At 64.2% G+C, this 14,345-nt stretch carries 11 protein-coding genes and 1 other RNA gene; 4 read left to right on the plus strand and 8 right to left on the minus strand.

Going from position 1 to position 14,345, the window contains the following annotated elements; translation table 11 throughout:
* Positions 1-36: 36 nt before the first annotated feature.
* The 3 genes from IEX85_RS05235 to IEX85_RS05245 all read right to left on the minus strand — a co-directional run bounded on the left by IEX85_RS05235 (position 37) and on the right by IEX85_RS05245 (position 4,304).
* Positions 37-1,758: a bifunctional protein-serine/threonine kinase/phosphatase gene (locus IEX85_RS05235; RefSeq protein WP_188859057.1), complete on the minus strand. Its 1,722-nt coding sequence runs from the start codon at positions 1,756-1,758 to the stop codon at positions 37-39.
* A 66-nt stretch (positions 1,759-1,824) separates the two neighbouring features.
* The gene (locus tag IEX85_RS05240; RefSeq protein WP_188859059.1) at positions 1,825-2,670 is read right to left on the minus strand and encodes a formate/nitrite transporter family protein; all 846 of its coding nucleotides are present in this window, start codon (positions 2,668-2,670) and stop codon (positions 1,825-1,827) included.
* 359 nt (positions 2,671-3,029) lie between these two features.
* The gene (locus tag IEX85_RS05245) at positions 3,030-4,304 is read right to left on the minus strand and encodes a nitrate regulatory protein (RefSeq protein WP_188859061.1); all 1,275 of its coding nucleotides are present in this window, start codon (positions 4,302-4,304) and stop codon (positions 3,030-3,032) included.
* A gap of 330 nt (positions 4,305-4,634) precedes the next feature.
* Between IEX85_RS05245 and IEX85_RS05250 the strand changes: the two genes are divergently transcribed.
* Entirely contained in the window at positions 4,635-5,225 is a 591-nt protein-coding gene (locus IEX85_RS05250; protein WP_188859063.1) for a Spy/CpxP family protein refolding chaperone, read from the plus strand.
* 80 nt (positions 5,226-5,305) lie between these two features.
* Here IEX85_RS05250 and IEX85_RS05255 read toward each other — a convergent pair whose 3' ends face one another.
* Both IEX85_RS05255 and IEX85_RS05260 read right to left on the minus strand, forming a co-directional pair.
* A complete protein-coding gene (locus IEX85_RS05255; protein WP_188859065.1) occupies positions 5,306-6,223 on the minus strand; it encodes an EamA family transporter in 918 nt (305 codons plus the stop codon).
* Between the two features lie 42 nt (positions 6,224-6,265).
* On the minus strand, positions 6,266-6,829 hold the full coding sequence (locus tag IEX85_RS05260; protein ID WP_188859067.1) for a helix-turn-helix domain-containing protein: 564 nt from the start codon (positions 6,827-6,829) through the stop codon (positions 6,266-6,268).
* Between the two features lie 161 nt (positions 6,830-6,990).
* On the opposite strand from IEX85_RS05260, the gene IEX85_RS05265 reads away from it, so the two are divergent.
* Entirely contained in the window at positions 6,991-8,160 is a 1,170-nt protein-coding gene (locus tag IEX85_RS05265; protein ID WP_188859077.1) for a benzoate/H(+) symporter BenE family transporter, read from the plus strand.
* A 239-nt stretch (positions 8,161-8,399) separates the two neighbouring features.
* Here IEX85_RS05265 and IEX85_RS05270 read toward each other — a convergent pair whose 3' ends face one another.
* Complete coding sequence (locus IEX85_RS05270) at positions 8,400-10,967, minus strand: AMP-binding protein (protein WP_188859080.1); 2,568 nt, start codon at positions 10,965-10,967, stop codon at positions 8,400-8,402.
* A 132-nt stretch (positions 10,968-11,099) separates the two neighbouring features.
* On the opposite strand from IEX85_RS05270, the gene IEX85_RS24295 reads away from it, so the two are divergent.
* Entirely contained in the window at positions 11,100-11,510 is a 411-nt protein-coding gene (locus tag IEX85_RS24295; RefSeq protein ID WP_505717683.1) for a GDCCVxC domain-containing (seleno)protein, read from the plus strand.
* Between the two features lie 229 nt (positions 11,511-11,739).
* Here IEX85_RS24295 and ssrA read toward each other — a convergent pair.
* Both ssrA and smpB read right to left on the minus strand, forming a co-directional pair.
* Positions 11,740-12,099, minus strand: a transfer-messenger RNA (tmRNA) gene (ssrA, locus tag IEX85_RS05275).
* Between the two features lie 160 nt (positions 12,100-12,259).
* Positions 12,260-12,733: an SsrA-binding protein SmpB gene (smpB, locus tag IEX85_RS05280; RefSeq protein ID WP_188859087.1), complete on the minus strand. Its 474-nt coding sequence runs from the start codon at positions 12,731-12,733 to the stop codon at positions 12,260-12,262.
* A 242-nt stretch (positions 12,734-12,975) separates the two neighbouring features.
* Between smpB and IEX85_RS05285 the strand changes: the two genes are divergently transcribed.
* On the plus strand, positions 12,976-14,340 hold the full coding sequence (locus IEX85_RS05285; protein ID WP_188859089.1) for a sodium-dependent transporter: 1,365 nt from the start codon (positions 12,976-12,978) through the stop codon (positions 14,338-14,340).
* The last annotated feature ends 5 nt before the right edge of the window (positions 14,341-14,345 follow it).

Here is a 14,345-nt window from a genome sequence, read left to right on the forward strand (position 1 = left end):
TTTGCTCCTTTGGGATGGTCCTTTGGCCACTGCCGGTCAGGGCAGCAGCATGAAAACAATGACCAGCACCAGCGACAGCGAGACGCCCTGCCAGAACCGTACCGGATCGCGCTCCATCAACGGCGGTCGCGTGCGGTCGATAAAGGCCTGGCTGGGATGGCGCAGGTCGTAGACGAATTCCGACAGTTCCCCGTAGCGCTTTTGCGGGTCGGGGTGCAGCGCCTTTTTCAGGGTCTCGTCGATCCAGGACGGAATCTCGCGCTCGTCGTCGAGCAGCGGGCGGTACTGCAGGCGGCGCTGCGCGGCGGCGGTCCTGGCTTTGGGCACGTCGGTGCCATAGGGAAAACGGCCGGACAGCATGTGGTAGGCGATCACCGCCAGCGAGTAGAGGTCCGAGCGGGTGCTACCGGGCTCGCCGAGAAAGTACTCCGGCGCCGAGTAAAGCGCGGTGCCCAGCAGGTGCGGCTGCTCGTGCCCCTGGCCCGACTCGAGGATGCCGGCGACGCGGGTCGAGCCGAAATCGATGATCTTCAGGGTGCCCTGTTGGTCGATCATCAGGTTCTCGGGGCGCAGGTCCTGGTGCAGCATTTCCATGCGGTGGAAGGCGTTCAGGCCGAGGGCGATCTGCCCGACGAAGTCGCGCACCTTTTCCAGCCCGGGCTCCGGATTGTCGCGCAGCCACTGTGCCAGGGTGCGGCCCTCGATATATTCGCTGACGGTGTACAGGCAGCTGCGCGGGCGCGTCGCCGGCGCGGCCTTCAGCACGTGGACGCTGTTGATGCGCCGGGCGATCCACTCCTCCAGCATAAAGCGCTCGAGATAGGCCGGGTCCTCGCCAAGATCGATCGACGGGGTTTTCAGCGCCACCCGGGCGCCGCTTTCGAGGTCCTCGGCAAGATGGACGTGGCTGCGGCTACTGGCGTGGATTTCGCGCACAATGCGGTAGCCGTCCAACGGCAGGCCCGCTTGTGGCTGCGGCGGCAAAGGCAGTTCCTCGACCTGCAGCTGAAGCCCCCTGTGTTCGGGGCCCGGGACCTCGTCGACGCAGAGGATCTGCAGGCTGAGGTTGTCGCTGCTGCCGCGCTCCAGTGCGTGCCCGACGATCAGCTGTGCCGCGGCGTCGAGGTCATGCGCCTGGTCGCGCAGGCAGTCGAGCATGAAGCGGGTGTCGGCGTGTTCGTAGACGCCATCGGTGGCGATGAGGAAGGTATCGCCCGGATGCACCGGCAGCGCCTGATAGTCCAGTTCCAGCTGCTCGTCGATACCCAGCGCCCGGCTCAGGTAGCTTTCCTCGGCGGATAGCCACAGCCGGTGGTCCTTGGTCAGCTGCTCCAGGGCCTGGCCCCGGACGCGGTAAATGCGGGTGTCGCCGACGTGAAACAGATGTGCGGTGGCGCCCTTGACCACCAGGGCGCTGAGGGTGCAGACGTAGCCCCGGTCCCTGTCGTAGCGGTATTCGCTGTTGCGGGTCTGGGCATGGAGCCAGGAGTTGGTGGCGGTCAGCACGCGCTCGACGGCGTTGCGCACCGACCAGGCTTCGGAGGTGCAGTAATAGTCGTCGAGAAAGGACTGCACCGCGGTTGCGCTGGCAACCTGGCTGACACTGCTCGAGCTGATGCCGTCTGCCATCGCCAGGGCGGCGCCCTTGAGGCTAAGCTGCGGCTCGCGCGGGATCAGGGCGCCGTGGCAGTCCTGGTTCTGCGGCTTGCGGCCCCTGTCGGAGTGCTGGCCGATGCGAAGCTTGAGTCGGCTGGTCATAGTCTGGCCCGGAGAAGGCCCGGCCAGGAGCTGGCCGGGTAAGACAGGGGAGGGCTCAACAGGTTGTTAAACGGTTGCCACGGAGCCCTTGCCGGCCTGCGGCTTCACGGCACGCTTCTTGGCGGTGCGGACGTGGGTGGTGTAGAGGGTGAGGCCGGTGAAGGCCAGGCCGCCGACCAGGTTGCCGAGCGCGGTCGGGATTTCGTTCCAGACCAGGTAGTCCATGACCGAGAAGTCGCCGCCCATGATCAGCGCGAACGGGAACAGGAACATGTTGACCACGGAGTGCTCGAAGCCCATGAAGAAGAACAGCATGATCGGCATCCACATGGCCAGAATCTTGCCGCTGACGTGGGTGGAGATCATCGCGCCGACGACGCCCATCGACACCATCCAGTTGCAAAGCATGCCGCGGATGAAGATGGTCAGCCAGCCGTCGAAACCATAGGCGGCGTAGCCGACGGTGCGGGCTTCACCGATGCCGGCCACCTTCTCGGCGATGGCGCCGCCGTCGGTGTTGTAGCCGTAGGTGAAGACGAAGGACATCATGAAGGCCACGGTCAGAGCGCCGGCGAAGTTGCCGACGAATACCAGGCCCCAGTTGCGCAGAATCTGCTTTGGCGTCACGCCGGGGCGCTTGTCGAGCCAGGCCAGCGGCGTCAGCATAAAGACTCCGGTCAGCAGATCGAAGCCCATCAGGTAAAGCATGCAGAAGCCGATCGGAAACAGGATGGCGCCGATCAGGAACACGCCGGTCTGCACCGCGACCGTCACCGCGAACACCGCCGCCAGTGCCAGAATTGCGCCGGCCATGTAGGCCCGGATCAGGGTATCGCGGGTGGACATGTAAATCTTCGATTCACCTGCGTCCACCATCTTGGTCACGAACTCGGAGGGAATGAGATATGCCATCTTGGTTGCCTCGCTCAGTGGTAAAAAACCGGGTTGCGCCGATCCGCTCTGCTGCCTGAGCAGCACCGGCCCGATGCACAGATAAAAAAAACGGCGCCCAATGATCGCCCGCCTTTTCAGGAGGGGATTTGGACGCCGTTATCCAGGAAACTCATCAATTGTCGCGGGCCAACGCTGGCCCGACTCTTATCCGGTAAACAGCAATAGCCGTACCAGTTCAAAGGCTCATACTAAAAATCCTTTATATTCAATTGATTGAGCTGTCGGTGATGATGGAATTCGGGGCCGGAGCGAATCCATTTCGTGCGCCCGAGTGGTGCGGCCGCAGCGGGTTTTGCCCCGCAACGGCTCATCGGACGCTATTCGTGGCTGCCCCGGCCGAAATCGTCGATTACCAGCCGGGCGACATCGATCAGGCGCTTGTTGGCGGCCATTGCCGTCTGTTGCAGGGTGCGGTAGGCCTGTTCTTCGCTCAGGCCCTTGCGCTGCATCAACAGTCCCTTGGCGCGTTCGATACGCTTGCGGTCGCGCAGTGCTTCCCGCGCTTCGGTGAGCTCGTCATTGACTGTCTGCAGGCGTTCGGACTGCGCCTTGATCATGTCGTAAAGCGAACGCACCAGCCCGTGCTCCGGGGCCATGCCGGAGGCTGTCGCACTGTCCTCGTCCTCGAGCATCTGGCTCAGCGGCGAGGCGGTGGGGCCGGGCATCGAGGTGAGCAGTTGCAGGTGGTCGTGCTGCTGCTGCAGCTTGTCGCAGGCCTGACGCATCCGGTGACTGCTGAGCTGTGACAGCGACGCCGAGAGCTGGCGTTCCAGCGTCTGCATGGCGTCGATGCGCCGGGTGCAGACGTCGTACCAGACTTCGCTGATATCCGGCGGCAGGCCGGCGCCGGCCTCGACCCGGCTGATCACCTCGCGCAGCCGGGTCAGCTCGCCGGTGGCGTCGCCCTGTTCCAGCGTCTGCCAGCCGGCGACCTGCTCGGGCTCTGCGAACTGAACGAACAGCTCGAAGCAACGACTCTGGGAATCGCGCAAATGCGCCAGCCGTTCCAGCTGCACAGGCTCGAAGCGGCCGGCGGCAAAGCCCATCGCGCCCCAGGCGCGCTCCTGGCCGGCGTATTCCTTGCCCTGCATGAAGTTGAACAGTGCCACCAGCGAGCGGGTGAGCTCGGGGTCGCCGGAAATGTCCGCGGCCTCGAACACGACCGCCAGCAGGCCCGAGACCAGGTCGCTGAGGCTGGCGGTGGACTCCGTTGCGGTCAGGTGCTGGCGGTCCGTCGCCTCGCGCTGTGCCTGCAGCTCGTCGAGGCCGTGCAGTACATAGGCGATATTGTTGAACAGGCGGGCACTGCCCGACAGCGGCCCGGCTTCGGTATCGAGCTTGAGCAGATACTCGCGCAGCTGCTCCTCGGCGCAGCGACTGCGCTCGATCTGCTCGGCGCGTGGCTCACGGCTGCGCTGGCCGCCGGACTGCAGGAACAGGTTCGACAATCCGCGTTCGCGTTGCAGCTCGTGGATCAGGTCGTTGACCCGGGTGACCAGCTCGCAACTGGCGACCAGCTGATTGAGCGATGTGATCTCGGCGCGCTTGGCGGCGAGGAGGAATTCCGCCGTGGCATTTTTCGGTGAGTGCATACACAGTACCTCCCCGGTACTGACTGTGGGTATCCCCTGTCTTTAGCAAACCCTGTGCCAGTCTCCGCCCGTCGCCTTACCCGACGAACAGACGTACCGCGTCGACGTTCATGTCGGTATCCAGAGGGTCGGACGGTGCGACCGACGATTGTGGATATCTATAGTGTATGACCGAATCGGGGGATCGGGGGCGGCACTCGGGTCAGGGAACAAAGTTTCGGGTGGGACCGGTTTTGCTTTCCACCCGGCCATTTGGGTCTAGCCTTAATGGCAGATAGACGCACCGGCAAAGCCTGCGTCTGTATGAATCCGGAACGGGAGTGTGGAACGATGAAGGCAAGATTGGCGAAACGCCCGGGGCTTGCGCTGGTACTGGCGCTTAGTCTTCTTGGCAGTGCATCAACGGCAATCGCCCACGGCACCGGCATGATGTCCGGCTCGATGATGGACGAGGATGGCAAGGGCCGCCACGGCTGGGGCGAACACGGTTATGGTATGGGCTATGGCTGGATGATGGGTCCCGGCATGATGGGGCCGGGAATGATGGGCGGTGCTGGCATGATGGGGCCCGGCATGATGGGCGGTTGCGGACCGATGCACGGGGGCGATGGCATGGCCCAGCTGCTGGGGCTCAGTGACGATCAGCAGCAGCAGATTGCGCAGATTCATCAGGAACTGCGCAAAAAACACTGGGACCGGATGGGCACTATGCACGAGGGGGCCGGTAAACTGCGCCAGCTCTACCTCGCCGACAAGCGGAATCCCGACGCCATCCTCGAGCAGCAGCAGCGCCTGTTCGAATTGCGGCAGGAGATGACCCGGGACTGGCTGGAGGCGCAGAACCGGATCGAAGACCTGCTGACAGCAGAGCAGAAAGAGAAGCTGCAGCAGCACGGCCAGCACGGAATGATGGGCTGGTAGCGGCATTGCCCGGTGGCGTTGTCCGCCGCCGGGTGCCGCCTGAGTTCAGGGGCCGCATCTGGCTGGTGCCCGGAACGGCCTCAGACGTCGGGGCTTTTCACCCCCACGCGGCGCAACCTCAGTCGCAGCCTTATGCGCTGGCCGAAGACGTTGATCATCAGCCCCAGCAAAATCAGGACGATGCCAAACGCCTGGAGCAGGCTCACCCCTTCGCCCAGCACCAGCCAGGCCGTAAGCAGACCTACAACCGGCACCAGCAGGGTGAGTGGCGCCACGGTGGAAGCCGGATAGCGGCTCATCAGGAAGGCCCAGCTGCCATAGCCGAACAGCGACGCCACCAGTGCCAGATAAACCAGGGCTCCCACCGACTTCCAGCCCATGCCGGCCAGGCTTTCGGCGATCAGCGCCGGCCCCTCCAGCCAGAGCGAGAGCAGGAAGAACGGAATCGGCGGAACCAGCGCGCCCCAGACCACCAGGCTCATCAGGTTGAGGTTTCCGAGCTGGGCGATATGGCGGTTGATGATGTTGCCCATACCCCAGCTCGCCGCTGCGGCGACGGTCAGCAGAAAGCCGATCAGCGTCATTTCCGTGGTGGGAGTGGCCTGTGCCAGAAACACAAGACCGGTCACGGCAACCACGAGTGAGATAACCTGCGGCAGCTGCAGCCGCTCCCCCAGAAACAGCAGCGCGAAGAGCATGGTAAACAGCATCTGCGACTGCAGCACCAGCGACGCCAGGCCCGCCGGCATGCCAACATACATGGCGCTGAACAGGAGCGCGAACTGTCCGAGACTGATAAAGCCACCGTAGGCCAGCAGCCACTTGAGCGGCAGTTTCGGAGGTTTGACAAACAGCATCGCCGGAAAGGCGACCAGGGTGAACCGCAGCCCGCCAAGCAGCAGCGGCGGGAGTTCGTCCAGCCCGAAGCGGATAACGACGAAGTTCAGGCCCCATGCCAGCACGATCAGCAGTGCCAGGCCCCAGTGTGCAATGCTCAAGATAGCTCCGAACCGGCCGCTGCCGGAAGTTGCCCGATCGGGTTATCGGGGTGGGGGATAGTGAATCAGGTTGTGGAACACCGCCGGTTCAAGGCCCGGGTTACGATAGCCATGGGGGCGGTCGGCAGCGAAGCGGATGGCGTCTCCGGCCTGCAGCGGCTTCCACTGGCCGTCGATCAGCAGCTCCATCCCGCCACGCAACAGCACCACATGCTCGATCACGCCGGGTGCGTGGGGCTCGGAGCTGCGAGTATAGCCGGGCATCAGTGTCAGCTCGAACATCTCGAAGCCCAGCGCCGCATCATAGGGAAAGAGGGAGGCGACCAGCATCGCGTCGACGGCTGGCCGGTGTCTCAGCTCGTCGGTCTGGCGCACGGCGCTGTCGTCGTCCAGCGCCGGCGGCTCGAGAAAATCGGATAGCGCCGCGCCGAAACCCGTGGCGATTTTCCACAGCGTTGCCACCGTCGGGCTCGACTCGCCGCGCTCGATCTGGCCCAGCATGGCCTTGCTGACCCCCGTATGCCGCGAGGCCTGATCGAGGCTCCATCCTTTGGTCTGGCGTCGCGATCTGAGCGCCTGTGCCAGATACTGACCGGGTTCTTTCATCGGGTTCCCATACGGCAAAATGATTGTGCGTTATAACGCACGGGCGTATCCTTGCGGGTATTGTGCGTTATAACGTCCATCCTTTCCAGGCATGGGGTCGGCAAACGCGAAGCTCCGGTTCAGCAGCAGTGACATCGGCACCTTTATCGGCGGGAAACATTATGCGCTTTTCACCCAGCCTTTCTCATATTTCGGCCGGTTTCGTGGCCGTTCTCGTCGGCTATACCAGCTCTGCCGCGATCATCTTCCAGGCCGCCTCCGCCGCCGGCGCCAGCGCTGCCGAAATCAGCTCCTGGCTGTGGGCGCTGGGAATCGGCATGGCGCTGACCAGCGGCGGCCTCTCGCTGTATTTCCGCACGCCGGTGCTCACCGCCTGGTCGACGCCGGGGGCCGCGCTGCTGGTCACCGGCCTGTCCGGTCTGAGCCTGAACGAGGCGGTGGGGGTGTTCCTGTTCAGTTCGGCACTGATAACCCTCTGCGGCATCACCGGATGGTTCGATCGTTTGATGCAGCAGGTGCCCGCGCCGCTGGCGGCGGCCATGCTGGCCGGGGTTCTGTTTCAGTTCGGGCTGCAGCTGTTCACGGCGATGGAAAGCCAGCTGCTGCTGGTCGGTGCCATGCTGCTGACTTTCCTGCTGGGGCGCCTGCTGCTGCCCCGTTACGTTATCCCGCTGACGCTGGCGGCGGGCCTGTCGGTCTGCGCGCTTCAGGGATTGCTGCAGGTCGGGTCGCTCGGCTGGGAGCTGGCCATACCGATCTGGACCTCGCCGACGTTCTCCGTACCGGCCCTGATCGGTGTCGGCGTGCCGCTGTTCATCGTCACCATGGCCTCGCAGAACGTGCCCGGACTCGCGGTGCTGCGCGCCAACGGTTACGACACCCCGGCATCACCGCTGATCACCAGCACCGGCATCACCGGCCTGCTGCTGGCGCCGTTTGGCGGCTTTGCCTTCAACCTGGCCGCCATCACCGCCGCCATCTGCATGGGCCGGGAAGCGGACCCGGACCCGCAACGACGCTATCTCGCATCCGCCTGGGCCGGCTTTTTCTACCTGCTGACGGGTATCTTCGGCGCCACGGTCGCCGCGCTGTTCGCGGCCTTTCCGTCACAGCTGGTGATGGCCATCGCAGGCCTGGCGCTGCTCGGCACCATCAGCAACAGCCTGGCGGCAGCGCTGAAAGAGGATGCAATCCGGGATGCAGCCTTGCTGACCTTCCTGGTGACCGCCTCGGGCATGGCGCTGGCCGGTGTCGGCAGCGCCTTCTGGGGACTGGTGATCGGCTTGGTTGCTTACCATCTGCCCAGGGTTCTGCAGCGTGAACCGACGTAGGCGCGCTACCCCCTGCAGGAGCCCGCTCCGCGGGCGATGAGTTCGATCTGCCTCAACGGTTTCGGGCAAGGTGCATTACCCCGAGAAAGGAGCACGAAGCTGTGCGACAGGGGAGGGCTGGGCTTACATTTTGTTCCGGCATTTTATCGGTAGGCAAAAAGCAGAACCTGACCCCGTTCATGTACTCTCCCCTCTGAGCGGGATCTCCGCCGGGATCCGTCGGGCCGGCCCCGCGGCGGTCAGGCCGCCGCGGGAACCCGCCGCTCCAGGTCGCCGCCCCGGCGTGCCAGCAGGCGGCGCTGCAGCGTGGCGGCGAGGAGTCCCAGGCCGATGCCGCCGGCGATCGCCAGGGTGTCGACCAACGGGCCCTTTCCGTCGATTCCTGCCATCGGCAGTAGCACTTCGGGGACCAGACGGTGCAGCAAGTAGATCGGGAAGGCCGCCTGGGCGAGCCGCATCAGCGGCCGGACCGCCCGCCGCGGCAGCCGGATGAAGGGCACGAAGCACAGCAGGCCGACCAGCGCCAGCAGGCTCAGGTACTTGATCCAGCTACCGTGCCAGTTGCCGCCGAGGTAGGCCGCCAGCGGCATGATCAGGCAGGCGAGGCCGAACACCCCGAGGCGGCCCCGGGCCGTTACGACGGCGGTGATGCACCAGCCGAGCGCGAACAGGTATAGCACCCAGGGCAGGGTGAACAGCGCCCGGCCGTGCATCGGCCAGATTTCGGGCACGGTCAGGCGCAGCAACAGCGCCAGTGCCAGCAGGCCGAGCCCGAAGCGCAACCGCCGCGAAGCCCGTACCGACGGCGGCCCTTTCAGCCAGCGCCGCAGCGGCGGCAACAGGAACGGCAACGCCAGCAGCAGCGAGATCTGTACGTACGCCTCGACGAACCAGTAAAGGTACGGCAGCATCTGGTGCGTCTCGGGGGTGGTCAGTGCGAAGTTGCCGAGCATCAGCACCGACACCCAGGGTACCTGTTCCCAGGCCAGCGCGTAGCCGGCGAGTACCGCGTAGTAGGGCAGCAACACCCCCGCCATTGGCGCCAGGTAGGACCTGAAGTCGCCGTCGGCCAGCGCATCCCAGCGGTAGGCGGCAACGCTCATGCCCATCAGTATCACCATCGCCGCGGCGCCGCCGTAGACGGGCCAGAGCGTCTGGTGCGTAACCACCACCGCGAGGATCGCCAGCACCCGCGCCAGCAGTTCGGTGGGCACGCCGTGGCGCTGCGCGGGCCTGGCATTCTCGAGTTCGGAGATAGGCATCCGTTCCCAGCCGTTGGGTACGCCGCCGAGGCGTTCCTCCAGCGCCAGCGTCAGCTCCACGTGGCACAGCGAATCGCCGCCCAGCCCGGCGAAGGAATCGTCGGGACGCACCCGGCGTGGCGCGAAGGTAGCGCGAAACGCCGCCAGCACGCTGCCGGTCCCGGCGTTCGCGCCGGGTTCGGCCTTCAGTGCCGGGTAGTCGATCTTGCCATTGGCGCGACGCGGCAGCTCGCTCGGCAACCGGATCTCGAAGTGTCGCTCGCCGATGCCGGCGAGTTCGGCGGCGCGGGAGCGGATCGTCGTGACATCGACGCGGGCGCCGGTAACCGCGATGGCGATACGGCGGTCGTCGCCCCAGACAGCGACCTCGTTCCCGCAGTCCGCCAGCGCCCGCTCCAGGGCGTCGTGGCCAATGCGCAGGCCGGCGATCTTGGACATCCGCGAGAGCCGGCCGGAGATGCGGTATATGCCGTCGCGGTCGCGCCGGGCCAGATCACCGGTTGCGAGTTCACTGAGTTCGGCGCCGCGCATGAGGTCCCTGTGGTCCTCGGCATAGCCGAGCATCAGGTTCGGGCCGCGATAAACCAGCTCGCCCTCCGCCTCGGGTGTCTCGATGAGCAGGCCGTTCGCGTCCCGCAGCAGCAGCTCGCCGCCGGGAATGGCGATGCCGACGGCGTCCGGTTTCTCCGTCGCCAGGGCGGGCGGCAGCCAGGCGATACGCGCGGTGGCCTCTGTCTGCCCGTACATCACCACGAAGTCGCCGTTGCGGGTCGCCATCCGCTGCGCCCATTTGCGCACCTGTGGCGCCGGCATGGCGCCGCCGGCCACCGTCATCAAACGCAGGCGGTCCGGCAGCCGGGCGCCGAGACCGGCGCTCTCGAGCAGACTGTAGTGATGCGGCACGCCGGCGAGGTTGGTGGCCCCGCTTTCTTCAAGCGCGGCCGCGAATCCGGACTCGAGCACCGAATTCGGGTACAGCCAGAGGCTGGCACCGCACAGCAGGTGGGAGTGCAGTACCGACAGACCGTAGGAGTAGTGCAACGGCAGGATCAGCGCTGCGCGATCGTCGGCGCGAAGGCCGAGGTATTCGACGATGGACGCGGCGTTGGCCGCCACAGCCCGGGCGGACAGCCGCACGCCGCGGCCGTGCCCGGTGCTGCCGGAGGTCTGCAGCAGCAGCGCCAGGTCCGGGTGCAGTGGCGCTGCCGGCTCTTCGTGCCATACCAGTTGCCAGTGCCCGTCAATGCGGCGAAAGCTCGCTGCCGGGCGAAAGCGCTGCGCGAGTCGTTCGGCGGTGGCCGTATCGCCCGCCGGCACCGGCATCGCCGCGTGCCCCGCCGCCAGGGTACCGATATAGGCGGCGATGGCGTCCGGCTCCGAGGCCGCTTCTATGGCGATCAGCTGCCGTTCGCCACCGGAGCCCAGCGTCCGGGCGAAGGCTTCGGCGCGGTCGGCAAAACCGGCGTAGTCAAGAACGGTGCCGTCAGCCTCGATGAGGCAGGGACGGTCGCCAAAGGCGCGAAGGCGATCGATATCGAAAATCATTTAGGTTACGACTTGTGAAGCTATTTGCGATTGAGATGGCGACTATTCTAAGCCAGCCGGGCGGCGCTGGCGACAGTGGAGGGGCCTTTGGTAGGGAGTGCAGGCGCAGTTGTGTGGGGCGTCGACGCCAGTATGCGCAAAGTCTCGCTTGAACGAGTCGCCGACATAGATCAGCGTCCAGCTCAATTGTTTTCGCAGTGCGGCACCCAGTCGGTCAGGAGTGGAATCGAGTATACTGTCCCCGGAGCTGCAACCGAAGGGGCTGACCGAGGCGACGATAAATGCAGGCTACCCCTTCCGGTATCGAAAGGTAACGTCATCGTGAGCGACGTCATTCTAGAGTCCGAGTTAACCTGCCCGCATTGCGGGCATACCCACCGGGAAACCATGCCTACGGACGCTTGCCAGTTCTTTTACGAGTGCGGCCATTGTAAGGCGTTGCTGCGCCCCAAACCGGGTGACTGTTGCGTGTTCTGTTCCTTCGGCTCCGTGCCCTGTCCGCCAATCCAGCAGCAATGCGGGTGCTGCCATAAGAAATCCTAGCCGGTTCCAGGGAAGTGAAGCCAGGTCGTGCCGTTTTGCTTGAGCTTTTCAACTCGGTTGCAGGACGTTGATGCCGTTCAGGGAGCAGGGGGCGATGGGTTACGCCGCCGGAGGCCTGGTGCCAGGCGGTGAGCCTGGCACGGTGGCGGCTCCACCCATCCTACGGTGCGAGATTGCCTTCAAAATTGCACAAAAAAGGCCACCTTCGGTGACCTTCTTTTGTGCAATTTGGTGGAGGTGGCGGGTTTCGAACCCGCGTCCGCCAATCCTCTGCCTTAAGCTCTACATGTTTAGGCTTCTCTATTGGATTAACCCGTCACGACCCGAGAGCCAGGGTGTTGTGGGCGAGCCCTTTTAGTTTTAGCCGTTCAGCTTAGGGCAAAGCTTCCGGGCGATTCTGTCTCGTATGACACCGCAAAATCTTTAAGTTACAGACACCTTAAAGCGCGGCGCTGGCTGACTTAAGCAGCCAGAGCGTAGTTATCGTCGTTAGCAACTATAACTAGTGTAGTGACGGATTTACGAGATTCACTACGAACTCGACATGCACCCAAGGGTTCGTAATCGGCGTCGAAGCCAAGTCACCCCCGAATCTGACGGCCATTATACGGCGTTTGCGGCGCGGGTGGTATCCCTCATTTCCCGTGCTGCGAAGCCGATGTTCCCTGGCCTTTCTCTGTGACCGCCGCTTATTGCGGAAAGTTCACAGCATATTGCAAAAAAGATCAAAGGAGCCGTGAGCCGGTGCTTCAGTGCGCCGCCATCACGCGTTGCTTCTGGCGATCCCAGTCCTTCTCCTTCTCGGCGGCACGCTTGTCGTGCAGCTTCTTGCCCTTCACCAGTGCGATTTCGCACTTCACGCGACCCTGTTTCCAGTACAGTGCCAGCGCCACGCAGGTGTAGCCCTTGGCCTGGACGGCAGCAGAGAGTTTGTCGATCTGGCGTCGGTGCAGCAGCAGCTTGCGGTCGCGGCGCGGATCGGCGACGACGTGCGTGCAGGCGCTGATCAGCGGGGTGAAGTGCGCCCCGACGAGCCAGGCCTCATCGTTTTTGAGCACGACGTAGGAGTCGACCAGCTGGGCGCGGCCGTCGCGCAGGCTCTTGACTTCCCAACCGGTGAGCGCGAGTCCTGCCTCGAATTTCTCTTCGATGCTGTATTCGTGCTTCGCCTTCTTGTTGAGACAGATGGTCGAGCCGGTGTTCTTCGGTTTCTTCTTTGCCATGGCGGGCGATTATATCGGTGCGCAGTGTGGCTGGAAAGAGAACTGCTAACCTTTCCGTCATTGTGGGCGGCAATTCGGTGGCGGGACCTAAAAAAGTTGCCTGATCCGCGCGAAATATGAACAATGCCCCGCTTTGCGTTGCATATTTCACATCCGTCAGTCGATGCGTAGCGGTCGACCAACAGACCGGCGCCCCGACGGAGACAGCAACGCGGTTCACGTCACAGGAACAAGAGGCAATAATGCAGGAAAGGCAGTCTATACACGGTACCTGGGCCAGCCGCTGGGTGTTCATCCTGGCCGCGACAGGGTCGGCGGTGGGGCTTGGCAATATCTGGAAGTTCCCCTATATCACCGGTGAGCACGGCGGCGGCGCCTTCGTGCTGGTTTACCTGGTCTGCATCCTGCTGGTGGGCATTCCGATCATGATGGGCGAGGTGCTGGTGGGCCGTCGCGGCCGCTGCAGCCCGATCAACTCGGTCAAGGAAACCGCGCTCGAGTCGGGTCTCTCCAGCCGCTGGCAGCTGCTGGGCTGGATGGGCGCGCTGGCGGGCTTCATGATCTTCACCTTCTATTCGGTCATTGCCGGCTGGGTGCTGCACTACATCGCCGGCATGGCCAACGGTGACTACACCGATATCGGCCGCGACCAGGCCGGCAGCCATTTCGAGGCGCTGCTGGCGGCGCCGCAGACGATGCTGATCTATCACTCGATCTTCGTGGTGCTGGTGATGCTGGTGGTGGTCGGCGGCGTCAACAAGGGCCTGGAGCGCGCCACCCGCATCATGATGCCGGCGCTGTTCGTGCTGCTGCTGTTGCTGCTGGGTTACTCCTTCACCACCGGTTCCTTCGGTGAGGGGCTCTCCTTCCTGTTCAGCTTCTCCCTCGAGGCGCTGACCTGGGACAGCGTGCTGGTCGCGCTGGGGCATTCGTTCTTCACGCTGTCGCTGGGCATGGGCGCGATCCTGGCCTACGGCGCCTATATGCCGAAGAATGCCTCCATCGGCGGTACCGTGCTGACCATCGGTATTCTCGACACCGTAGTGGCGCTGGTCGCCGGCATGGCGATCTTTCCGATCGTGTTCGCCAATGACATGGACCCCGGCGCCGGCCCCGGCTTGATCTTCATTACCCTGCCGGTCGCGTTCGGCCAGATGCCGGGCGGCCAGATCTTTGGCTTCCTGTTCTTCCTGCTGGTGGGCGTCGCGGCCTGGACCTCGGCGATTTCGCTGATGGAGCCGGCCACCGCCTGGTTGGTGGAGCGCTTCGGCCTGGAACGTCTGCCGGCCTGCCTGTTGCTGGGCTTTGCCGGCTGGGCCGTTGGCATTGCCTGCCTGGGATCGTTCAACTTCCTGTCCGACTTCACGCTGCTGGGCATGAATACCTTCGACTTCCTGGACTTCGTGACGGCGAACATCATGCTGCCGCTGGGCGGGTTGCTGCTGGCGATCTACGTCGGCTGGTTCCTCAAGACCCGGGTGGTCGAGAGCGAACTGGCAATTGCCAAACAGCTGCATTTCCGTCTCTGGTATCTGGTGCTGCGCCTGGTGTCGCCGGTTGCCGTGGCGATCATTTTTGCGCTTAACCTATACCAGAAACTGGCCTGATAGCG

It is taken from the genome of Marinobacterium nitratireducens, from assembly GCF_014645375.1.
Lineage (GTDB): Bacteria > Pseudomonadota > Gammaproteobacteria > Pseudomonadales > Balneatricaceae > Marinobacterium_A > Marinobacterium_A nitratireducens.